This is a genomic window from Shewanella sp. UCD-KL12, assembly GCF_001957125.1.
In the GTDB taxonomy this organism is placed as follows: Bacteria; Pseudomonadota; Gammaproteobacteria; order Enterobacterales; family Shewanellaceae; genus Shewanella.
On the sequence record NZ_MPHJ01000006.1, the window covers coordinates 173190 to 197340 of the forward strand.

A 24151-nucleotide genomic window follows, 5' to 3' on the forward strand; every position below is an offset into this window, starting at 1 on the left:
TGTAAAACCCCTATTATTTTAACTTAAACCTGTACTTTAAATGAGTACTTAAGTGTTTATAAAATGGCGGCCATCATCTTAACCGCCAAATTTTAAATTAGCTGCCATCAATAACCTTCAATGACAGACTGCAATTATGTAGCAAGCTTTATCTATTTGATAAAAGACTCGCCATATTCCATCGGCTCTAACTTGAAATAAGTTGCGATAGACTGACCGATATCAGCAAAGCTCTTACGACGACCTAAGGAACCCGCCTCAAGTCCTGCACCTAGAGCAAGTACAGGTACACGCTCACGCGTATGGTCAGTACCTTGCCAACTTGGATCGCAACCATGATCAGCAGTCAGTATCAGCAAGTCATCTTCATCGAGTAGCTCAAGCATTTCAGGCATACGAGAATCGAAATACTCAAGTGCCTTTGCGTAACCCGCTATATCGCGACGATGACCATAGTGAGAGTCGAAATCCACAAAGTTTGTGAATACGATTGTCTTATCACCCGCTTGCTTAACTTGCTCAAGTGTCGCATCAAAAAGTGCTTCTAAGCCTGATGCTTTGACCTTCTTAGTGATACCACAATGGGCATAGATATCAGCAATCTTACCCACACTGACGACTTCACCACCGTTATCAGCAAGCTTATCTAGTACCGTTTTTGCTGGTGGCTCAACAGCATAATCACGACGATTACCTGTACGTTCGAAATTACTTGCATCAGTTCCAACAAAAGCACGAGCAATCACACGGCCAATGTTATAAGGCTCAAGCTCTTCACGTGCAATAATGCATAGATTATAGAGGTTTTCTAGTCCAAAACTCTCTTCATGACAGGCGATTTGAAACACTGAGTCAGCTGAAGTATAGAAGATAGGTTGGCCTGTGCGCATATGCTCTTCGCCAAGCTCTTCTAGGATGGCTGTACCTGATGCATGACAGTTACCTAAATACCCATCAAGACCTGCACGAGCCAAAATCTTATCTGTTAGCTCTTTTGGAAAAGAGTTAGTCAGGTCGCTAAAGTAGCCCCAGTCATAAAGTACAGGTACACCCGCCATCTCCCAGTGACCACTAGGCGTATCTTTACCTGTGCTCAGCTCATCGGCATGACCATAAGCACCGATAACTTCAACATTGTCGGCGAAACCTGCCGCAAACTCACCAGTACTCTCTTTACCCGCCATGGCTAAACCAAGACGTGAAAGATTAGGGAGCATTAGCGGTCCTTTACGACCAATATCAGCTCTACCTTCAGCACATGCTTTAGCAATGCTACCAAAAGTATCGGACCCCATATCACCGAAAGACTCTGCATCACTTGCAGCGCCAACACCGAATGAGTCCATCATCATGATGATTGTTCTTTTCATAAAAACCTCTTGTGCCAATCTAATTAAAGATCTTCAGCACGAATATAGCGGTAAATTTCAGGTGTTTTTTCAGGCTGCACATCGGCAACCTTAATCGCACCTCTCACAGCGGCAGCGGCTTCATCGAAGGCGCTTTCACTTTGAGCATGGATCATTGCAATCGGCTTATCGTTAGTAATCGAATCACCTAAAGCACAAACTTCTGTTAAACCAACACTGTAATCGAGTGCATCACCAGGCTTACGACGACCGCCACCTAATGTCACTACCGCAAGACCAAGTTCACGAGTATCCATGGCTGAAGCAAAACCGGTTTGCTCTGCATAAACAGGACGAACAATCTTAGCTTCTGGTAAGTATAATTCAGGACGCTCAACAAAATCTGCTGGGCCACCAAGCCCTGAGATCATACGGCCGAATATCTCTGCCGCCTTACCGTTATCTAATACCTGATTGAGCTTTTGGCGAGCTTCAGCTTCATTAGCTGCAATACCACCAAGCTGTAGCATTTCAGCACACAAGCCCATAGTCACTTCGTATAAACGTGGGTTACGGTATTTACCTGTAAGAAAATTAACGGCTTCTCTAACTTCAACAGCATTACCAGCACAAGAGGCTAGCACCTGATTCATATCGGTTAGCAAGGCTGTGGTTTTAGTCCCAGCACCATTTGCTACAGCAGTGATGCTGCGAGCAAGATCTTCAGAGTCTTTATAGGTAGGCATAAAGGCGCCACTACCTACTTTAACGTCCATTGCTAAGGCATCTAAGCCAGAAGCAAGCTTCTTAGACAAGATTGAGGCAACGATTAGGGGAATTGATTCAACGGTAGCTGTGTTGTCACGAATGGAGTAGAAACGTTTATCGGCAGGAACTAAATCGCCTGTTTGGCCTATGATAGCCACACCAACGTCTTTAACAACGTTTCTAAATAACGCACTGTCTGGCTCAGTCTGATAACCAGGAATAGCATCAAACTTATCGAGCGTGCCACCAGTATGGCCAAGACCACGACCAGAGATCATTGGCACATAACCACCACAAGCGGCAGCCATTGGGCCAAGCATTAAACTGATAACATCACCGACACCACCTGTACTGTGCTTATCGATAATCGGGCCATTAAGATTCAAACTTGACCAGTCGAGCACTGTACCTGAGTCACGCATACCCGTTGTGATAGCGATGCGCTCATCCATATTCATATCATTAAAGTAAACAGCCATACCAAAGGCTGCAATCTGCCCCTCTGATACACTGCCATCGGTGATACCATTAACGAAGAACTGGATCTCTTCTTTTGACAAAACTTCTGAATTACGTTTTTTACGAATTATCTCTTGTGCTAGAAACATGGTACTGCCTCCAAGTTTGTAACTAAAATTCACTTTTTAGCTGACAAACTCTTTTGTAAGACTCTAAAACTGTAATTTTGCTACATTTGATATTAGCCGAGTTTTAGCGTCTTCAATTAGATTTAGATCACACTTAACTAAAAAAGAAAGCCCTAATTCTCATTTGATGAATCAGGGCTGTTGCGCTTAGTAGCCCTGTGGACCTTTAGCAGCATCACCTAGCTCTAAGGTATGCAGTAAGTTCACGAGTAAGCTTGATGCACCGAAGCGGAATGTACGAGGAGTAGCCCAATCATCGCCTAGAAGACGAGCTGCAACGCCAAGAAACTCTTTAGCTGCGGCTGCATCACGAACGCCACCTGCAGGCTTAAAGCCTACTTTGGTGTTCTTCTCGCTGATCACTGTCATCATGATCTCTGCCGCTTCTAGTGTTGCATTAACAGCAACTTTACCGGTAGATGTCTTGATAAAGTCTGCGCCAGCATCGATACAAAGCTCAGAAGCCTTACGGATAAGTGCAGGGTCTTGCAACACACCAGACTCGATGATCACTTTAAGCAGTACATCTTCACCACACGCTTCTTTACAAGCTTTAACTAGCTCAAAACCTACAGTTTCGTTGCCAGCCATTAATGCGCGGTATGGGAAAACAACATCAACTTCATCAGCGCCATAAGCGACAGCTGCACGGGTTTCTAATACTGCAATAGCAATATCATCGTTACCGTGTGGGAAGTTAGTTACTGTTGCGATACGAACGCTTTCAGCGCCCATTTCGTTTAGTGTCTTACGTGCAATTGGGATAAAGCGAGGGTAGATACAGATAGCCGCTGTATTGCCAGCTGGTGTCATTGCCTTATGACAAAGTTCAATCACTTTTTGATCGGTATCGTCGTCATTAAGCGTCGTCAAATCCATTAGCTCAATCGCTGTTTGAGCCGCTTGTTTGAGTTCTGTCGCTTGTGATAAATCAGTCATACTGGTCTCCGAAACGTAATTTAATAATTCATTGATTCAAAATAAAAAAACAAAATAAAATTGCGCGACAGCACCTATTTTGGTTCCAGCAGCATTTATTGATTATTGTTATGGCCGGGCCTTCAGGCAGTGCCGTAAAACTGTTCTCTGTTATCAGGTGTAGGGACTGATACAGTAACAACCTTTACATATTCAGGTATTCAATATTATTAGGTTCACCTAATAACTATCCTGACACTAGGTCACGACTTGAATCCGTGAAGACCGGGAAGGGAAACGAGTTTGCTAAGTTTCAGCTGTGTTTCTACCTTTCCGCGAAAAATCCATTTTAGCGCGTCAAACTTATTAATTTTTAGTAAAGCATCCTGTTTGAAATGAACGCAGTCCTTTCCAACAAGTAATATAGCTTATGCTTAAATAAAAACTAACATACTTTTTGTAACTAAATCCTGATTTACAAAAAGGTAAATTATAGAGCCGCAAAATCTGCGGCTCTATCACTATTACAAATTCTTAGAACTTGTAAGTAGCTGTTAGGTAGTGAGCCCAACCAGTTGTTTCTAGACCAACGATACCTGCACCATCTTCAAGAAGGTATACATCGTTGTAACCTTTAAGACCGTAACCTAGTGCGTAGTTGTCTGAATGCCAGTGTAGACCGAAGTATGCAGCACCACCGCTAGAAGTCATAGGTACGAACTCGTTACCGTACTCGTCATCTGCGCCAAACTGGTAATCAACATAACCCTGGAAAGACACGAATGAACCGTTGTCTAGGAAGTAGAAAGGCTTGAACCAGTTCATAGAGAATTGGTAACCGTTCCACTCTTTACCATTCATGTCGTAGTGAGCGTAAAGGTTCATGCCAGTTTTACCTAACCATGGAACCATAACATCAGCACCAACACCCCAGAAAGATGCGTTTACATCTTCACCGACAGCACCGCCACCCCAGTTAAATAGAGTAGAGAAGTAAACTTCTTGGATAGGACCAGCAGAAAGATCCCAACCAGTGATCGCATCGATAGAGAAACGAGGTGCGAACTTCATGAACATCTTGCTTGCGCCAGAACCAGCAGCTTTATCGCCAGAATCGCCTGTGAACAAGTTGAATACATCAACATAACCGTAAAGGTCAACAACACCAGCGCGACCGCCAAATTCCATCTCTAGGTAATCGTGTCCACTCTCACCGCTTGATGGTAGCTCGTCAAACGCGTACATAGCGTTGAACTGCATCCAGCTGTAATCGCCAGAACGGATATCTTCGCCACGGTCAGCAGCGAAAGTTGGTGCAGCCATTGTTGCTGCTAGTGCTGTAGCTAGTGCTATAGTTTTAACGTTTTTCATCATCAACCCCATTTATTTATGGTTTGCTGTTTTTTTGAAACAGCGTTCTTTTCTTATGGCGCCGCATTCTACCCAAATTTATATAAATCTCAATATAATTTAAGTTAAAATGCGAACACAAAATCCTAACATTAGAACAAACACCTGATTATTCATGTTATTTGAGTAATAACTTTAGAAAAAATCAATTTTAAGCTGCGCTTGTCTAATCACAATCCGTCCTAAATGTTAATAAAGGACGCAATGCTATAAATCTAAATACTTCGAAAAATGGTTGAGCTAACTTGGGCACTGCCCCCATGAACAGGGCCCAGTGTGGGAAGGTCCCACAAGATTTACCTTAGGTATAAAAAAGGCAGCCATTAAGGCCGCCTCATCATTATAACGCTAAGAATAGACCCGCAAGTGTTGCACTCATTAGGTTTGCAAGTGATGCTGCGATTACCGCACGAACACCAAGCTTTGCAAGGTCATGACGACGGCTTGGAGCCATAGCGCCTAGACCACCAAGTAGAATTGCAATTGAAGACAGGTTAGCAAATCCACATAGTGCGAATGAGATGATAGCTTTAGTTCTATCAGTCATAGCAACACCAGTTTCAGCAACTACCATACCGCCATCAGCAATATCTTTTAGGTAAGGAGCGAAGTTTAGGTAAGCAACAAATTCGTTAACAATGATCTTCTGACCAATGAATGAACCTGCAACCATAGCTTCATTCCAAGGCACACCGATAAGGAATGCTAAAGGCATGAACAGGTAACCAAGGATAAGCTCTAGAGAAAGGTTTTCGAAACCAACTAGTCCACCGATACCACCTAACATACCGTTAAGCATTGCGATTAGACCAACGAAAGCAAGTAGCATAGCACCAACGTTTAGTGCTAAATGCATACCTGAAGCAGCACCAGCAGCAGCAGCGTCAATGACGTTAGCTGGCTTGTCTGTATCTTCAGGAAGATCGTCCATTGCGTTCTTAGTTTCTTCAGTCTCTGGATGCATTAGCTTAGCCATCATAAGACCACCAGGAGCCGCCATGAATGATGCAGCAACTAGATACTCAATCTTTACACCCATACCAGCGTAACCCGCAAGTACCGCACCAGCGATTGATGCAAGACCACCAACCATGATAGCGAATAGCTCAGAGTTAGTCATAGTCGCAATGAAAGGACGTACAACAAGCGGTGCTTCAGTTTGACCAACGAAGATGTTTGCAGTAGCAGACATTGACTCAGTACGGCTAGTACCTAGTGCCTTCTGTAGACCACCACCGATGAACTTAATAACCATCTGCATAATGCCAAGATAGTAAAGTACGGCGATTAAAGAAGAGAAGAAGATAATCACTGGAAGTACGCGGATCGCGAAGACGAAGCCTACACCGTTCGCGAACATTGCGTCAGTACCTAAACCACCGAAAAGGAAGTCGATACCAGCTTGAGAGTAACCAATTACACTGGCAACACCCATTGAAACGCCACCAAGTACTTCTTGACCAACTGGAACGTAAAGAACAAAGCCACCGAATGCAGCTTGAATTGCTAACGCACCACCAACAGTACGGTAGTTGATTGACTTTTTACCATTTGAAAGTAAAAAAGCAATTGTAAGTAAGGTGACCACCCCTACTAGACTCATTAAAATATCCATTAACCATCACCCTATTGTTAATACTTTTTAATTGTGTTGTTAACCAACCTTATTTTCGAGCTCGATTATACCCGAGCAATTGGCGAAAATCGTCGTTTCGATCAAGTTTTTGAAGTTTAATTTCAGTGCCTTAGTCGCAACTTATGATGCGATTCACATCTGTTTAAATTAAAATTAATTTAAGGTCAAAGAGTTGCACCGTGTTTCGAAACGCATGTTCTGAAATAAGAACACTCGATTTTTTTTGTAAATTTGCAATTTCAGAGATGATTCGCTGCAAAATAAGCGGAGTATTGCGCGATTCTGCTGAATTTTGAGGCACCATAGCAGGAGAATCTGTCTCGATAATGAATGAATTTAAGGGGAGTTGACTCACACATTGTTTTAATTTTTTTGCATTGCTATTTAATATAAGACCGCCAATTCCGAGCTTATAACCTAACTTTATATATTCGTTTGCAACCTCAATGCTGCCATAAAACCCATGAATCACCCCCGCTTTTGGCAGTGCGTGACGCTTAAGAATGGTCAATATCTCATTGTGGGCTTTAACAACATGTAAAATGACTGGCAAGTTCAGCTGTTTGGCAATGATAAGTTGCTGCTCTAGCGCTAACTCCTGCTGAGCCCAATTAGCCTTTTTTATTTTATCTAAACCACACTCACCAATAGCGACTAATTGTGGGTCATTTACTTTTAAGGCCAACAGTTCGTTTAATTGCTGTACATCTGTTGCTAGAGAGTTACCGCAGAACCAAGGATGTATCCCCAGCGCGTAGGGACAAGCGTATTGCTTTGCGACCTCGAGCTGCTTTGGCCAAAAAGGGGGAGAGATCCCAGGAATGATGGCCATCTCAATCCCCATCGACGCCATCTCGGTAAACAAGTACTCGCGATCATGATCAAATTGAGGATCATCTAAGTGTGCGTGGCTATCGATTATTCGCATCATAGGTTCCAACGTCTTTAGACTTGCTCTCTTTCTCTTTACTATGCGCTTTAACACTTGTTAAAGACGGCTCTGATAGCCTTGGTGCGCACGAGCGCCTATTTTCAGGCGTAAGCCCCATACGATCGCACCAGGAGATATAAGTTTTCCATGCACGTGTGATCAAGTTCATTAACAATCTACAGTTAGGAGGAGTTCAGTAATTGTATAATACCAATATAAAAGCCCCAATAAAAAAGCCCCAACATTAAATTGGGGCTTAATCGATAACACAGCACTCATAGGAGCAAGGGCTATTTAGTTTTCTCTCGTCTTAGCGAACTGAATATCAGGGTATCGCTCAGTAGACAAGTTTAGGTTCACCATAGTTGGTGCGATATAGGTAAGGTTATCACCACCATCTAGCGCTAGGTTATTGCTACACTTGCGTCTAAAGTCTTCAAGCTTACGCTCGTCGTCACAATATACCCATCGAGCTGTCGCGACGTTAATGGCTTCATAGATAGCTTCAACTTTATATTCAGTTTTTAGGCGACCAACAACCACTTCAAACTGAAGCACACCAACTGCCCCAACAATCAAGTCATTTGAATCTATTGGTCTAAAGACCTGTACTGCACCCTCTTCAGAAAGCTGTACTAACCCTTTAAGCAGCTGCTTCTGTTTCAAAGGGTCCTTCAAACGAATACGACGGAACATCTCTGGCGCAAAGTTTGGAATACCAGTAAAGCGAAACTTCTCACCTTGAGTGAAGGTGTCACCAATTCGCATAGTGCCATGGTTGTGCAGACCAATGATATCGCCAGGGTATGCAGTTGCTGCACGGTTACGGTCACCAGCCATAAAGGTCAACGCGTCACTTACGTTTACATCTTTTCCTAATCGAACATGATGCATCTTCATGCCCTGTTCATAACGGCCCGAACAGATACGCATAAATGCAACGCGATCTCGGTGCTTAGGATCCATATTCGCTTGGATCTTAAATACGAAGCCACTGAACTTTTCATCTTCAGGCTCAATGTCACGGACTTCTGTTTCACGTGGCTGTGGAGTGGGTGCCCATTCGACGATACCGTCAAGAATATGGTCAACACCAAAGTTACCCAAAGCTGTACCGAAATAAACAGGCGTTAACTCACCAGCAAGGAACATCTCATGATCAAACTCATTTGATGCACCTCTAACAAGCTCAAGCTCTTCACGCACTTCACTCGCATAAGCACCAATGGCTTCATCGAGCTCAGGGCTGTCTAGGCCTTTTATGACCTGAGAGTCTTGAATCGTATGTCCTTGACCAGTTTGATATAAAATCACTTCGTCACGTAGTAGGTGATATACACCTTTAAACTCTTTACCAGAACCGATAGGCCAAGTTATCGGCGCACAGGCAATATTTAGAACCTCTTCCACTTCATCCATCAACTCGAGAGGATCGCGAATATCACGATCTAACTTGTTCATGAAGGTTACAATAGGCGTATCGCGAAGACGCGTCACTTCCATTAACTTAATGGTTCGTTGCTCAACACCTTTCGCTGAATCAATGACCATTAAACAAGAATCTACCGCAGTCAGTGTACGGTACGTATCTTCAGAGAAATCTTCGTGGCCTGGAGTATCGAGTAGATTAACCAAAGCGTCATTGTATGGAAACTGCATCACAGAGGTCGTGATTGAGATACCACGATCTTTCTCCATCTCCATCCAGTCAGATTTAGCATGCTGTCCAGATTTCTTCCCCTTTACTGTACCCGCCTTCTGTAAGGCATTTCCAAACAAAAGTACTTTTTCAGTAATGGTGGTTTTACCCGCATCGGGGTGAGAGATGATGGCGAAAGTACGACGTTTGCCGACTTCTACTTTATGGCCTGACATGATTACCTGCAGATTCGTGGTGTGCTAAAGGGGCGCAATTATAGCGCCTCGCCTTGAAATTAGCTAGACAGAGTCTAGGGAAGTTTAACAAGCGTAAGCAGTGTAAAGGGCTAAAACTTAAAATCTCTCCTAAAGGAGGACATATATAGCGCCTAGTCTTGAGATTAGCTGGACGGAGTACAGGGAAGTTTACCAAGCGTAAGCAGTGTAAAGGGCTAAAGTAAATAATCCATCTTCTGAAGAAGGTGGCTTTAAAATTACTCCCTATAAGAGAGGTTTAGTTACCGTGCACCTGCAAGTCGCCGTTAATATATCCCTATAGGCTCTACTAAATCATCCCTGATTTAGAAGCTTGCAATGCACTATTCACTAAACCTCTGTACAAAGTTCGGCATATAAAGGCCTCTATTAACGACTTCAGGCAAAGCCTAATGGATGATAACCACCTACTAAAGTAGGTGGTTTAGGGCTGAAAACTAAAAATGTCACCCTTAAGGTGACATTTAAAGATAGGGACTGCCTATTATACGCAAGCGCGTAAAGGCAGATAATCACTACTTACTCTCAGATTGCTCCTGAGCAATGAGTGAGTTAAGTCTTGCCAATTCAACTCGAGCATACCTATGCTCAACGAAATCATAAATATTAGTCGCAAGTGCTAATCTAAAGTAGTTGGCCGCATCGCTATATAAGCCTTGCTCCTGTGCAACCTTAGCAATATAAAAGTAAGCTTCGCAAAGGCGCTCTGCATACTCATTTGGGTGTGATAGACCTTGCTTAGCAGATGTGAAAACTTGTTCGCGATTTAACTTTCCTAAATAGAAATCAACGAGCACAGTTGACCATGCATTATCGGCAAGCTGCGTACGCCCTTGTGCCAGTGTAGCTTTAGCCTGCTCAGCGTCTTGTGCACTTTCAGTTAAATATAACCATAGTGCGCGATAGCCATCTTTAGGATCTTGCATATGAAACGAGCGCATATCAGATACAGCCAGTTCATAGCGCTCACCATAATAAAGGGCAATACCACGGTTCAAATAGGCATAGTCATAATCAGGCGAAAGCTCTAGTACTGCATCAAATGCTTCATAAGCACTCTCGAACTCCCCTTCTTGGGTACTATAGATGCCAATAAAGTTATAGGCATCGGCAAGGTTGGGCTGAAGTTTAAGGGCTTGATGAAAGTCAATCCGACTTAAGATCCTTAAACCGACACTGTCGTAGATGACTCCACGGTCGTAATGAAACCTTGCTCTTTGCTCTTCAGTTAATTCAGCAGATGACAAAATCTCATTTAATTTGGCCAGAGTGATCTCAAGCTTATAATCAGGCATTACGGGCTCTACCATCACCTGAGCTTGTTCACCTCCACCGGTTTGAGTCGACACACACCCAGTCAGAAAAATACTCATACCAGCCAAAACAGCTACTGCGGTGGTCCGCATTTTTTGATTCATCCATTTAACCCTTTGAGTTCTGCTATGCAGCTAATCATAGCAATCCCCTTTCACTACGGCTATCAAGGATTTAAATTTTTCTTAATTCATTCAGCTTATTGTTAGAAATCGACAAAACTTTACATTGAATAAATAAAAAACCTCCTGTTATAAGATAGTGATTAACTCACAGGCACAAAAAAGGAGACCCTAAGGTCTCCTTTCAACATAAGCAATTATTGCTTACTCAGCAGCTGGAGTCTCTTCAGCTTTTGGTTGTGCTTCTTTCATAGAAAGACGTACACGACCTTGGCGATCAACTTCCATCACCTTAACTTTTACTTCTTGACCAGTCTGTAGGTAGTCAGAAACGTTAGCAACACGCTCTTCAGCAATCTGAGAGATGTGTACTAGGCCATCTTTACCTGGCAGGATAGTAACGAATGCACCGAAATCAACGATACGAACAACTTTACCATTGTAGATAGTGCCAACTTCAACTTCTGCAGTGATCTCTTCGATACGACGGATAGCTTCTTTAGTCGCTTCACCGTTTGCAGATGCGATTTTAACAGTACCGTCATCATCAAGTTCGATAGTTGTACCAGTCTCTTCGGTAAGTGCACGAATTGTTGCACCACCTTTACCAATAACGTCACGGATCTTCTCAGGGTTAATCTTCAGAGTAGTGATACGTGGAGCGTGGTCAGAGATATCATCACGGTGCTCACCGATAGCCTGGTCCATAACGTTTAAGATATGAACACGAGCGCCATAGGCTTGCTGAAGTGCGATCTGCATGATCTCTTTAGTGATACCTTCAATCTTGATATCCATCTGCAGCGCAGTAATACCGTCACGAGTACCAGCAACTTTAAAGTCCATATCACCTAAGTGATCTTCATCACCTAGAATGTCAGAAAGTACGACGAAATCGTCACCTTCTTTAACTAGACCCATAGCGATACCAGCAACAGATGTCTTAATTGGTACACCAGCATCCATAAGCGCAAGAGAAGTACCACATACTGAAGCCATAGAGCTTGAACCGTTAGATTCAGTGATTTCAGATACAACACGAACGCTGTATGGGAACTCTTCAGCTGAAGGCATAACAGCATTGATACCACGCCAAGCTAGCTTACCGTGACCGATTTCGCGACGCTTAGGTGAACCAACCATACCCGTCTCACCAACTGAGTATGGAGGGAAGTTATAGTGAAGCATGAAGCGGTTAGTGTACTCGCCCATGATGCTATCAACTTTCTGAGCATCACGCTCAGTACCCAAAGTACAAGTCACAAGTGCCTGAGTTTCGCCACGAGTGAATAGTGCACTACCGTGAGTACGTGGAAGTACGCCAGCCATTACGTTTAGACCACGAACCATATCAGGCTCACGACCATCAATACGTGGGTTACCAGCAATAATGCGGCTACGTACAACTTGCTTCTCAACGCTAGATAGAATCTTACCTACTTCACGTAGATCAACATCTGCATTTTCTGCAACTAGCTTGTCAATTGCATCACTCTTAAGTGCGTTAACGGCATCACGACGTTCAGTCTTGTCAGCAATCTGGTATGCATTCGAAAACTGCTCTTCTGCAAGCGCCTTAACTTTTTCAACAAGATCGGCATCAGATTCTGGAGCAGTCCAATCCCAAGTAGGCTTACCCGCTTCAGCTTTTAGTTCGCTGATTGCATTGATAACAACTTGCTGTTGATCGTGACCATATACAACACCACCTAGCATCACTTCTTCTGGAAGTGCTGATGCTTCAGACTCAACCATTAGTACTGCACCTTCAGTACCAGCAACAACTAAGTCAAGCTGGCTGTCAGCAAGTTCGCTAACATTCGGGTTAAGTACGTATTCGCCATTGGTATAACCAACACGTGCAACACCGATTGGACCACTGAATGGAATACCTGAGATAGCTAGCGCCGCCGAAGTACCGATCATAGAGATAACATCTGGGTTGATTTCTGGGTCTACAGAAACAACTGTGATGACAACCTGAACTTCATTCTTAAAACCATTAGGGAATAATGGACGAATTGGGCGGTCAATTAGACGTGCAATCAGAGTTTCATTTTCTGACGGGCGACCTTCACGCTTGAAAAATCCACCTGGGATTTTACCTGCTGCGTAAGTCTTTTCCATGTAGTTAACTGTTAGTGGGAAAAAGTCACGGCCTGGCTCTTCGTGCTTCTTACCTACAACTGTGACTAGAACTGTCGTATCACCCATACTTGCTAAAACGGCAGCATCTGCTTGACGTGCAATAACCCCAGTCTCTAATGTGACTGTGTGCTGACCATACTCAAAACTCTTTACGATTGGATTCACGTGAACCATTCCTTAAATTTAATTACCTTAATTACGCGCGTAAGTATACTTCATCTCTAATCAAGAGATAAAGGGTACTGAGTGATGACAAAGCCGAAACTTTTCTCTAAAGTGAATACTATCAGGATTATTTTGTTATGGAATGCATAAATACCTGAATACTTTGGTCACGTTCTTTTGATTAACGGATGAGTTAATGACAGCCAGGTTTAAATCGCTTACATGGAAACAAACTAGCCTAGTCGTTTTTTCGGCACTATTTTTCGCAGTTGCGATTTTTATCGTTGAGATAGCTTTAGTCGGTGTTTCTGCTCGTGATGAACTAAAAGACTCACAAAAAGAGTTGTTAGATTCGGTAGAGCAACCGGCATCGAATGCCGTTTGGGCACTGGATGATAACCTAGCGAAGCAAACCTTAGAAGGTGTACTGAAAGTTGAACATGTCGGTTCAGCGGTTATTGAACTCGATGACGGTTCGATGTTTGTCTCTGTTGCATCGCCGATAACACCTCAAAATATTTTTGCTCAATTAAGTAAAAAATTATTTGGCGATTTAAAAGAGATATCTCGTTCTCTGTATCGCCCACTCTACTTTAACGAAACTGAAAAGCAGCAGTTGATTGGCACATTAACAATCTTCTATGACACGCAAGAGCTCACCGACTCACTTTTTTCTCAGTTAAGATTCAGCTTAGGGGCCACTTTAGCCCGCGCATTATTGATAACTTTGTTGCTTTCCATCGTATTCCACCGCTTTCTCACTCGTCCTATCGCCGAGATCAGTGAAGCTATTGATAAAATCGACCCTGAATCACCCGATGAGAACCTCCTCCCAGTCTCAAAAGCGCACATGGATGATGAACTTGGTTTGGTGACTTCGAAGTTTAATCAAATATTGATTCAATTTGGGCAGACTCAGAGCAAACTCAGAAAAATGGCCACCCGCGATCCGCTCACAGGCCTGCCAAACCGAACCTTACTTTTAGAAACAATAGCTGTCACCATTCAGCGAGCAAGAGTACATAAACATCAATTTTGTATGCTCTTTATCGATCTCGATCGATTTAAAAACGTCAATGATTCACTCGGCCACGCAATAGGAGATCAATTCTTAGCGAGAATAGCCCAAGTGCTTGAGCGAGTCGTTGCCGACAATGGTACCGTTGCCCGACTGGGTGGTGATGAGTTTGTTATTTTAGCCGACGAGATCCGAAGTCCGGTTCAGGCTGCTGAGTTTGTTGAGCGTTTGCTGTTTCAATTAAACACGCCGATGCAGCTCAATGAACATACTATTCATCCAGCCGCCTCTGTCGGTATCTCAATCTACCCAGATGACGGCATGAGCGCTGAAGATCTTATTCGACATTCCGATATTGCCATGTACAGTGCAAAAGCGGCAGGCTCCAATCAATGGGCTTTCTTTAAGCAACAGATGACAGAGCGGGCAGCAGTTCGCTTACGTACAGAAGCTTCTCTACATGACGCACTGAAAAATAATGAATTTATCCTTCATTATCAGCCAAAACTCGATATAAAGACGGGCAAGGTTGTCGCTTGTGAAGCCTTGATACGTTGGCAGAAGGATGGCCGCCTAATTAGCCCTATGTCATTTATCCCTGTAGCAGAAGAGACTGGCATCATCATCCCCATTGGACGTTGGGTGATTGAAGAGACCTGTAAAACACTCAAAGAGTGGCAGAAGAGGTATAACTTTGCACTGCCTATCGCTCTCAATGTTGCCTCGCAGCAATTTGAAGACCCAAGCCTAGTCCCTGATATTAAGCAGCTCTCTTTACGCTACCAGATAAAACCTGAGCTATTAGAAATAGAGATAACTGAAACTTCGCTAATGAATGATGTTGAGCAAGCAATCGCTAAGCTTGAGCAGTTGAAGTCCGCAGGGTTTGGTATTGCTGTTGATGATTTTGGTACCGGCTACTCATCTTTGTCCTACTTAAGGCATTTACCAATCACCACAATGAAAATAGATCGCTGCTTTGTTACTGACCTTCCTCAAGAGAGTGCCATTGCTTCGACTATCTTAATGTTAGGTAAGCAACTTAACCTTAATATCGTCGCTGAAGGGATTGAAACTGAAGAGCAGTTAGATTGGCTTAAATCGAACAACTGTCAAATGGGACAGGGCTTTTACTTTAGCAAACCCCTTTCACAGCAAGAGTTTGAAGATAAGTATATTAAGAGTCAAACCGCGAGTATCAGCCAGTTTTAACCATTATTGCTCCCAACACAGTTCGATAGTGGTAAGTGGTAAGTGGTAAGTGGTAAGTGACTTTAAAACGAGATGAATAAAGAATAAATCAAAACTCGAAGCTTTATCTGCTTTATCTTAAAACTTACAGCTTTCTTTGTTCTATCTTAAAGCTTACAGCTTTCTAAACTCTTTCTTAATACTTGGTTTTACAGGCACAAAAAAGGAGGCCTAAGCCTCCTTTATCTAAATCTAATCGTTAAAATTAACGACGTAGACCTAGCTTCTTGATTAGTTCCTGGTAACGAACATTTTCAGTACGCTTAAGGTATGCAAGAAGTTTACGACGTGTGCTAACCATACGTAGTAGACCACGACGAGAGTGATGATCGTGGATGTGCTCTTTGAAATGGCCTTGCAGATGGTTAATCTGTGCAGTTAAAAGAGCTACCTGAACTTCAGTAGAACCAGTATCGTTTTCACAACGACCGAATTCAGCCAGGATTTTTGCAGTTTGTTCAGCATTTAGTGACATTTTGTCTCTCCAAATAATGCATTTAAAAATCTTTAGCCGATCACTAACTCAGCTAAAGGAGCGCGGCATTTTACCTATTCTATCTAACATTCGCAACAGGAAATTTAAATAATCCCTTGCAGGTAGACTTCTTACTCAGGTGTGCCTCTAACAACAATCAGTCGTTTGGGCGCCAATAAGCCATCATCATTTATCGAACCAATGCCGACAAATTTACGGGTCTCACCGATAGTGATACGAACAATTTCATCATCAGCTATTTGTGCCGTACCTGGTGCTTGAACTGGATTACCGTTCATTAAATAGGGCTCGACAGATTCAGGTATATTGATCTCCTGAAACTTGCTGACAGCTGTATCCATAGGTAATAGCAGCTCATCGAGTATTGGCATCGCATCAAGCTCTTCTGCTTTAGCCTTATCTACCATCTCATTGAGTTGCTCAAGTGTTACCATGCGCTCGTAAGGGTAACCAGCAACTTGCGTACGCCTAAGCATAATGACATGCGCGCCACAACCAAGCATCTCACCGAGATCATCAGTGATGGTGCGGATATATGTTCCTTTAGAACAGTGAATATCCAGAGTGAGCTCATCGCCCTCAAGAGAAACAAACTTCAGATCAAATACTGTAATAGGTCTAGCTTCGCGAGGGACTTCAATGCCTTCACGGGCATACTTGTACAGCGGTTGACCTTGATATTTAAGCGCTGAAAACATCGATGGCACTTGCATGGTCTCACCACGGAAATGCTCAAGCGACTCCATTAACAGAGCTTCAGAAAAATCGACAGGACGCGTTTGAACAACTTCACCGTCAGAATCACTAGTATCGGTACGAACACCTAGCTTAGCCGTCACTAAATAGCGCTTATCGGCATCTAACAGATGCTGAGAGAACTTAGTCGCCTCACCTAGGCATATGGGCAGCATACCGGTTGCTAGCGGGTCTAGCGCCCCTGTATGGCCAGCTTTGTTCGCATCAAACAGTCGCTTTACTCTCTGTAAAGCGAAATTTGAGCTCATGCCAGTATCTTTATCTAGTAATACTATGCCATCGATAAAACGACCACGTTGACGACGAGCCATTAAGCGTCACCTTCCTGCTCTTTGTTTGTGCCTTCATCGCTATCAGCATTTTTTTGCTTTGCTTCGTCATCAGAGATGATGCGTGTCACTAAGTTGGACATACGCATACCTTCAACTAATGAGGCATCATAGATAAATCTAAGTTCAGGCATAACACGCAGTTTCATACGACCGGCAACTAAAGAGCGGATATATCCAGCTGCAGTGCTTAATGCTTCAATTTTTTCTTCGATTAACTTTTCATCTTCTTCAAAGAAGGTGACAAATACTCTGGCGTAGCTTAAGTCACGTGAGACTTCAACATCGTTCACTGTAACCATACCGATACGCGGATCTTTAATATCACGCTGTAGGACTTGAGCAAGCTCTTGCTGGAGTTGCTGGCCTATACGTCGAGTACGACTAAATTCTTTTGCCATAATGATTGGCCTTAATAATAATTAACTGCTTACGCAGGCATAAACAAAAAGGGCGGCTAACGCCGCCCTATTACGCTTTACTCTTCTAAGGAGCGAGCTATCTCGATGGTTTCGAAGACCTCTATCTGATCGCCAACTCTGACGTCATTATAGTTCTTCACACCGATACCACATTCCATGCCGTTACGTACTTCAGTAACATCGTCTTTGAAACGACGAAGAGATTCAAGCTCACCTTCGTAGATAACGACGTTTTCACGAAGAACGCGGATAGGAGCGCTCTTCTTGATAGTACCTTCAGTAACCATACAACCAGCGATAGCACCAATCTTTGGAGACTTAAATACGTCACGTACTTCAGCAAGACCTAGAATCACTTGCTTGAACTCAGGAGCAAGAAGACCGCTCATTGCGTTTCTAACTTCATCAATCAAGTTGTAGATAACGCTGTAGTAGCGAAGGTCAACACTTTCAGCATCGATAACTTTACGAGCCTGTGCATCTGCACGGATGTTAAAGCCAAGCATAATTGCGTTAGAAGCAGCCGCTAGCGTCGCATCAGTCTCAGTTAGTCCACCTACACCGCGTGCGATGATGTTAACTTTAACTTCGTCGGTAGAAAGCTTATTCAGTGAATCAGCAATCGCTTCTAGAGAACCTTGTACATCAGCCTTAAGAATGATGTTCAGCTCCTGAACTTCGCCTTCAGTCATGTTAGCAAACATGTTTTCAAGCTTAGCTTTCTGCTGACGTGCAAGTTTAACATCGCGGAACTTACCTTGGCGGTAAAGTGCAACTTCACGTGCTTTACGCTCATCACGTACTACCGTTGCTTCATCACCCGCTGAAGGTACGCCTGAAAGACCTAGAATCTCAACAGGAATCGATGGTCCAGCCTCTGTAACAAGTGCACCGTTCTCGTCGCGCATAGCACGAACTTTACCGTACTCAAGACCACATAGAACGATATCACCTTGTTTAAGTGTACCTTCCTGTACTAGAACAGTAGCAACAGGGCCGCGACCCTTATCTAGCTTAGACTCGACAACAACACCAGCTGCCATACCTTCTCTAATCGCTTTCAGTTCAAGAACTTCAGCTTCAAGAAGAATGCCTTCTAGCAATTCATCAATACCTTGGCCAGTCTTAGCTGAAACGTTAACAAACATGTTGTCTCCGCCCCAATCTTCAGACATAACACCGTGCTGTGACAGTTCAGTCTTAACACGATCTGGATCAGCTTCAGGCTTATCTATTTTGTTAACTGCAACAATCAAAGGTACGCCACCCGCTTTCGCGTGCTGGATAGCCTCGATAGTCTGTGGCATAACGCCATCATCTGCTGCTACAACTAAGATAACGATATCTGTTGCTTGTGCACCACGAGCACGCATTGCTGTAAAGGCAGCGTGACCAGGTGTATCTAAGAAGGTGATCATACCGTTGTCAGTTTCAACATGGTATGCACCAATGTGCTGGGTAATACCACCGGCTTCGCCAGAAGCAACTTTTGCCATACGAATATGATCAAGTAGCGATGTCTTACCATGATCTACGTGACCCATGATAGTAACAACAGGAGCACGAGACTCAGCTTCAATGTTGCCATCACGATCAGCAAGTACTTGATGCTCTAGCTCGTTTTCACGAGTAAGCACAACTTTATGACCCATCTCTTCAGCAACTAGCTGAGCAGTTTCTTGGTCTAGTACCTGGTTAATAGTAACCATTGAGCCCATCTTCATCATCGCTTTGATGATTTCAGTGGCCTTGATTGACATTTTTGATGCCAACTCTGAAACCGATACAGTTTCACCAATGCTTACATCAGTTTTCACTGCTGCAACAGGTTTAGTGAATGCATGGTCCATAGACTCAGGTGCAACGCTACGAGTATTACGTGCGTTACGGCCGCCACGAGCATTACGTGTATTGCGGTTATCTCTACCACCACGGCGCTTACCTTTACCTGTTGTAGCAGGTGCTGGAGTAGGTGCTTTACGTGGACGACGGTCGCGCTTTTCAGCGTTAGCATCAGCAGTATCTTCAGCTGCACGAGCTTCTGAAGACGTAGTGATATGGTGGTCACCTGACTTCTCAGCTTCTTTACGCTGCTTCTCTTCTTCAGCCCAGCGCGCAGAGTTCTCTTCAGCAAGCTTACGAGCAACTTCTGCAGCAGCTGCAGCTTCTTCATCAGCTTTTGCTTTAGCAGCAGTCTCTTGTGCAGACTGTAATCTAGCAGCTTCGGCTGCAGCAGCTTTCTCTTCTGCAGTTTCAGCAACAGGCTTAGCTTTTTCAGCGGCACTTGCTTTCGCTTTCTCTGCAGCTTCTGCAGCAGCTTTTGCTTTTTCAGCAGCTAACGCGTCAGCTTTTGCTTTCGCTTCAGCATCAGCCTTAGCTTTTGCTTCTGTTTCTGCAGCGGCCTTTGCCTCAGCTTCTGCAGCAGCGGCAGCTTCTACAGCTGGGTCACGCTTAACGAAAGTACGCTTTTTGCGAACTTCAACTTTCACATCTTTAGTGTCACGGCCAGAGCCTACACTTAAAGTAGAAACAGATTTACGCTGAAGCGTCATCTTAGTTGGAGCGGCGTCGCCACCATGTTGCTTCTTCAAGAAATCAAGAAGCTGCTGCTTCTCAGATTCTGAAACACTATCTGCTTTACTTTTCTTAATTCCAGCTTCAGAAAACTGCTCAACTAATCTGTCAGCACTCTTTCCTACTTCACTGGCCAGTTTTTCTACTGTTGTATCTGCCATTATGTTCAATCCCCTCTGTTGAGCGAGTTATTCTTCGTCGCCAAACCAACAGATGTTGCGGGCTGCCATGATGAGCTCACCAGCTTTTTCTTCTGTCAATTCTTCTATATCGATCAAGTCATCAATGCCTTGTTCGGCTAAATCTTCAAGTGTACTAACACCTTTACTTGCAAAAACGAAAGCCAAATGTCTTTCTAGTCCCTCTAGAGCAAGTAGGTCTTCACTCGGTTGTGCACCATCTAATGCTTCTTCTGTCGCTAACGCACGCGTTGAAATAGCCGCTTTCGCGCGCTCTCTCAAAGACTCAACGATATCTTCGTCAAATCCGTCAATGTCCATTAGTTCAGCAGCTGGAACGTAGGCGATCTCTTCAAGTGAAGTGAAACCTTCGTCAGATAGTACTTGTGCAAACTCTTCGTCGATATCAAGTGATGTAACGAATAAATCTACCACTTTTGCACTTTCAGCTTGGTGCTTAGACTGCATATCTTCTACAGTCATTACGTTCAGTTCCCAACCAGATAGTTGAGTTGCTAAACGAATGTTCTGGCCGTTACGGCCAATAGCTTGCGCTAAGCTGTCTGCTTCAACTGCGATATCCATCGAGTGGCTATCTTCATCAACTATGATTGATGCTACGTCAGCAGGAGCCATACAGTTGATAACATATTGTGCTGGGTTATCGTCCCAAAGCACGATATCAACACGCTCACCGTTAAGTTCATTCGACACAGCTTGTACACGTGCACCACGCATACCAACACAAGCACCTATAGGATCGATACGCTTGTCGTTTGACTTAACAGCGATTTTAGCGCGAGAGCCTGGATCACGAGCAGCACCCATGATCTCAATCATCTCATCTTGAATTTCTGGTACTTCGACACGGAAAAGCTCGATCAGCATTTCTGGCTTAGTACGAGTCAAGAATAGCTGTGCACCACGTGCTTCTGGGCGAACCGAAAAGAGGAAAGCACGAACACGGTCACCTGGACGGAAGTTTTCACGTGCAATCAGGTCTTCTTTAAATAGTACTGCATCAGCATTACTACCAAGATCGACAACGACGCTTTCGCGGTTGCTTTTCTTAACCACACCAGTGATTAATTCACCTTCTTTGTCCTGGAACTGCTCAACAACCTGAGCACGCTCAGCTTCTCTTACCTTCTGGACAATAACCTGCTTAGCTGTTTGAGTCGTGATACGGTCAAACGCTACAGATTCGATATCATCTTCAATGAAGTCACCAAGCTGAATCTCAGGATCTTCAAACTGAGCCGCCTCTAGCGTGATTTCAGCATAAGGGTTCTCTAAAGGTTCACCTGTGTCTTCTACAACCATCCAACGACGGTAAGTATCATAACCACCAGTCTTACGATCGATATCGACACGAACCTCGATTTCACCTTCGTGCTTCTTTTTTGTAGCCGTTGCTAAAGCTATTTCCAGCGCTTCGAAAATCTTCTCCCGAGGAACGCCTTTCTCATTTGAAACCGCCTCAGCGACTAGCAGAATCTCTTTATTCATCCTCTTGCCTCGTTGATTCTTGAATCCATCAAAACTTAGCGATTAGGTTACCTTTACGGATATTATCCAAGGCAATAATCAGTTCGTTACCGTCTACAGTAAGAGAGAGCATTTGGCCCTCAATACCCGTAACGGTACCTTTTAAATTACGACTACCCGCTACAGGCATAGTCAGTTGAATTTTTACAGTCTCGTCGATGTAACTCGCATACTGCTCAGCAGTAAACAAAGGTCGGTCTACACCAGGAGAGGAAACTTCTAATGTGTATTCGGTTGAAATGGGGTCTTCAACATCGAGCACAGCACTGATCTGACGACTGGCTTCTGCGCAATCTTCAATAAAAATGCCTTTGTCATTATCAATGTAAACTCTCAATGTTGAGTGTTTACCAGCTTGAATATATTCCAAGCCCCAAAGCTTATGCCCTGATGCTTCAACTGGAGATTTAAGCATCTCTTCCAGTTTCTTTTCTATAGTAGCCAAGGTTACCCCCCGAAAAACAAAAAAGGGCTCAATAGCCCCAGTACAACACTGCAAATGCAGCATTTTATAAGTTCCAGATAACAAAAAACCCCGTAAAGACGAGGTCGTTGAATTTAGAACCTGTAACCAATATAGACCACTTAGTCATATATTGGGAAGCTGGTTGCGGGGGCCGGATTTGAACCGACGACCTTCGGGTTATGAGCCCGACGAGCTACCAAACTGCTCCACCCCGCGTCAACTGCTGCAAGTATATTGAGTTATCATGCTACTTGCAATAATAAAGCGAATAACCTTCCACTTTATTACTCTCGAACAGTAAATCTGTTCAAAAGTTGGTGCGGATGGGGGGACTTGAACCCCCACGAGCTTTCGCTCACCAGCCCCTCAAGCTGGCGTGTCTACCAATTCCACCACATCCGCATGTGACTAACCATTTTTACATCTCGGTTTAGATGTTTATCACAAGCCGGCGTGTCTAGTTAATACAAAGACACCACCACATCTGCATGTGACTAACCACTTTTACATCTCGGTTTAGATGTTCAGCCTACATTTTATATCCTAGTTCAGGATAGTGGGACTAATGTTCTAGCCCCTACCGACTTTTACATCGATTTAGTCAGGGATCTTATCTTCTGACTTTTCAGTCTGGTCTGCACTATCTGTAACTTGTTCAGTTACCTGAGCTGCACCAGAACTTAAATCATTCCAAGACTCTTCGCCTTTCTTATGATTTGCACTTAGGTTACCAATAGTAAGGCTAAGAGCAAAAAATCCAACTGCTAAGATTGCAGTTGAGCGAGTCAAGAAGTTACCAGCACCTGATGACCCGAAAAGCGTTGCTGAAGCACCAGCACCAAATGAGGCACCCATGTCAGCGCCTTTGCCTTGTTGGATTAAGATAAGACCTACTAGGCCAATCGCAACCAACAAGTAAACTACCATTAGAACTTCATACATATTATGCGCTCATCGCTATTGAACATAAACTTAAAAACTCGGTTGAATTCAAGCTTACGCCGCCAATTAATCCACCGTCGACATCAGGTTGAGCAAACAGATCTGCTGCATTACTCGGTGTTACGCTACCACCGTACAAAATCCTGATATTCTCTCCAATAAATGGAGACACTTCAGAGAGACGTTTGCGAATAAACGCATGAACTTCTTGTGCCTGCTCTGGCGTAGCACTCTTACCTGTTCCTACTGCCCATAAAGGTTCGTAGGCGATAATTGCGTTGTCAAAAGCCATGGTGCCATTTTTTTCAATGACTATGTCTAGCTCTTCGGCGATAACTTCAAAAGTTCTTCTCGCTTCTCTAGCTGGACCAGATTCACCAACACATAATATCGGTGTTAATCCATGTTTCTGAGCTGCTGCAAACTTCTCTGCAACGATATCACTCGTCTCTCCGTACATACGGCGACGTTCGGAGTGTCCGATAATAACATATCGGCATCCTGAATCTTTTAACATCTGACCAGATATTTCACCAGTATAAGCACCAAAGTCATGTTGACTAAGATTTTGTGCGCCCATTCTGACAAGACAACCATTTAAGGCATCTTTATTAATATCTAGTTGCTGACGTACACTCTCTAGATAAATACTTGGTGGACATAAGACCACTTCCGCTGAATCATTTTGTAGCTTGGTGGCAAACTTTTTGAACAGGTCCTGTGCTAATTGAGCACTACCGTTCATTTTCCAGTTACCAGCGACCATCGGACGTCTAAGAGCCATTACCATCTCCTCTGAAAGCGGCGTGAATAATAGCGAACCACTTGTTAACTTACAATAGCTAAAT

At 43.7% G+C, this 24151-nt stretch carries 19 protein-coding genes and 2 tRNA genes; 1 reads left to right on the forward strand and 20 read right to left on the reverse strand.

Going from position 1 to position 24151, the window contains the following annotated elements:
- Positions 1-152: 152 nt before the first annotated feature.
- From BM736_RS12915 to pnp, 10 genes are all read right to left on the reverse strand, one after another.
- The gene (locus BM736_RS12915) at positions 153-1370 is read right to left on the reverse strand and encodes a phosphopentomutase (RefSeq protein ID WP_076412766.1); all 1218 of its coding nucleotides are present in this window, start codon (positions 1368-1370) and stop codon (positions 153-155) included.
- A gap of 23 nt (positions 1371-1393) precedes the next feature.
- Positions 1394-2725 (reverse strand): thymidine phosphorylase, encoded by a 1332-nt coding sequence (gene deoA / locus BM736_RS12920; RefSeq protein ID WP_076412768.1) that lies wholly within the window; start codon positions 2723-2725, stop codon positions 1394-1396.
- Positions 2726-2911: 186 nt separating this feature from the next.
- Positions 2912-3703 (reverse strand): deoxyribose-phosphate aldolase, encoded by a 792-nt coding sequence (gene deoC, locus BM736_RS12925; protein WP_076412770.1) that lies wholly within the window; start codon positions 3701-3703, stop codon positions 2912-2914.
- 513 nt (positions 3704-4216) lie between these two features.
- Positions 4217-5053, reverse strand: coding sequence for an outer membrane protein OmpK (locus tag BM736_RS12930; protein ID WP_076412773.1), 837 nt, complete (start codon positions 5051-5053; stop codon positions 4217-4219).
- A gap of 379 nt (positions 5054-5432) precedes the next feature.
- Positions 5433-6707 (reverse strand): NupC/NupG family nucleoside CNT transporter, encoded by a 1275-nt coding sequence (locus tag BM736_RS12935; RefSeq protein ID WP_076412776.1) that lies wholly within the window; start codon positions 6705-6707, stop codon positions 5433-5435.
- A gap of 163 nt (positions 6708-6870) precedes the next feature.
- Positions 6871-7659 carry a TatD family hydrolase gene (locus BM736_RS12940; RefSeq protein WP_179079054.1) on the reverse strand — a complete coding sequence of 263 codons (789 nt, stop codon included), beginning with the start codon at positions 7657-7659 and terminating at the stop codon, positions 6871-6873.
- Positions 7640-7834: a hypothetical protein gene (locus BM736_RS12945; RefSeq protein ID WP_076412778.1), complete on the reverse strand. Its 195-nt coding sequence runs from the start codon at positions 7832-7834 to the stop codon at positions 7640-7642. The genes BM736_RS12940 and BM736_RS12945 overlap by 20 nt, the downstream gene beginning before the upstream one ends.
- Positions 7835-7953: 119 nt before the next feature.
- Entirely contained in the window at positions 7954-9534 is a 1581-nt protein-coding gene (gene prfC / locus BM736_RS12950) for a peptide chain release factor 3 (protein WP_076412781.1), read from the reverse strand.
- Between the two features lie 554 nt (positions 9535-10088).
- On the reverse strand, positions 10089-10991 hold the full coding sequence (gene nlpI / locus BM736_RS12955) for a lipoprotein NlpI (RefSeq protein ID WP_076412784.1): 903 nt from the start codon (positions 10989-10991) through the stop codon (positions 10089-10091).
- Between the two features lie 222 nt (positions 10992-11213).
- Positions 11214-13322 carry a polyribonucleotide nucleotidyltransferase gene (gene pnp / locus BM736_RS12960; RefSeq protein ID WP_076412787.1) on the reverse strand — a complete coding sequence of 703 codons (2109 nt, stop codon included), beginning with the start codon at positions 13320-13322 and terminating at the stop codon, positions 11214-11216.
- A 196-nt stretch (positions 13323-13518) separates the two neighbouring features.
- On the opposite strand from pnp, the gene BM736_RS12965 reads away from it, so the two are divergent.
- Positions 13519-15552, forward strand: a complete 2034-nt coding sequence (locus BM736_RS12965; protein WP_076412790.1) for an EAL domain-containing protein — start codon at positions 13519-13521, stop codon at positions 15550-15552.
- Positions 15553-15796: 244 nt separating this feature from the next.
- Here BM736_RS12965 and rpsO read toward each other — a convergent pair whose 3' ends face one another.
- From rpsO to tpiA, 10 genes are all read right to left on the reverse strand, one after another.
- On the reverse strand, positions 15797-16066 hold the full coding sequence (gene rpsO, locus BM736_RS12970) for a 30S ribosomal protein S15 (RefSeq protein ID WP_076412793.1): 270 nt from the start codon (positions 16064-16066) through the stop codon (positions 15797-15799).
- A gap of 131 nt (positions 16067-16197) precedes the next feature.
- Complete coding sequence (gene truB / locus BM736_RS12975) at positions 16198-17154, reverse strand: tRNA pseudouridine(55) synthase TruB (protein WP_076412796.1); 957 nt, start codon at positions 17152-17154, stop codon at positions 16198-16200.
- A complete protein-coding gene (gene rbfA, locus BM736_RS12980) occupies positions 17154-17573 on the reverse strand; it encodes a 30S ribosome-binding factor RbfA (RefSeq protein ID WP_076412799.1) in 420 nt (139 codons plus the stop codon). Before rbfA ends, truB begins: the two co-directional genes overlap by 1 nt.
- A gap of 77 nt (positions 17574-17650) precedes the next feature.
- On the reverse strand, positions 17651-20329 hold the full coding sequence (infB, locus tag BM736_RS12985) for a translation initiation factor IF-2 (RefSeq protein WP_076412802.1): 2679 nt from the start codon (positions 20327-20329) through the stop codon (positions 17651-17653).
- Positions 20330-20356: 27 nt separating this feature from the next.
- Positions 20357-21856 carry a transcription termination factor NusA gene (nusA, locus tag BM736_RS12990; RefSeq protein ID WP_076412805.1) on the reverse strand — a complete coding sequence of 500 codons (1500 nt, stop codon included), beginning with the start codon at positions 21854-21856 and terminating at the stop codon, positions 20357-20359.
- Between the two features lie 28 nt (positions 21857-21884).
- Entirely contained in the window at positions 21885-22340 is a 456-nt protein-coding gene (rimP, locus tag BM736_RS12995; protein WP_076413040.1) for a ribosome maturation factor RimP, read from the reverse strand.
- Between the two features lie 160 nt (positions 22341-22500).
- Positions 22501-22577, reverse strand: a tRNA-Met gene (locus tag BM736_RS13000).
- A 99-nt stretch (positions 22578-22676) separates the two neighbouring features.
- Positions 22677-22763, reverse strand: a tRNA-Leu gene (locus BM736_RS13005).
- 195 nt (positions 22764-22958) lie between these two features.
- The gene (secG, locus tag BM736_RS13010) at positions 22959-23303 is read right to left on the reverse strand and encodes a preprotein translocase subunit SecG (RefSeq protein ID WP_076412808.1); all 345 of its coding nucleotides are present in this window, start codon (positions 23301-23303) and stop codon (positions 22959-22961) included.
- A 1-nt stretch (position 23304) separates the two neighbouring features.
- Positions 23305-24087 (reverse strand): triose-phosphate isomerase, encoded by a 783-nt coding sequence (tpiA, locus tag BM736_RS13015; RefSeq protein ID WP_076412810.1) that lies wholly within the window; start codon positions 24085-24087, stop codon positions 23305-23307.
- Between the last annotated feature and the right edge of the window lie 64 nt (positions 24088-24151).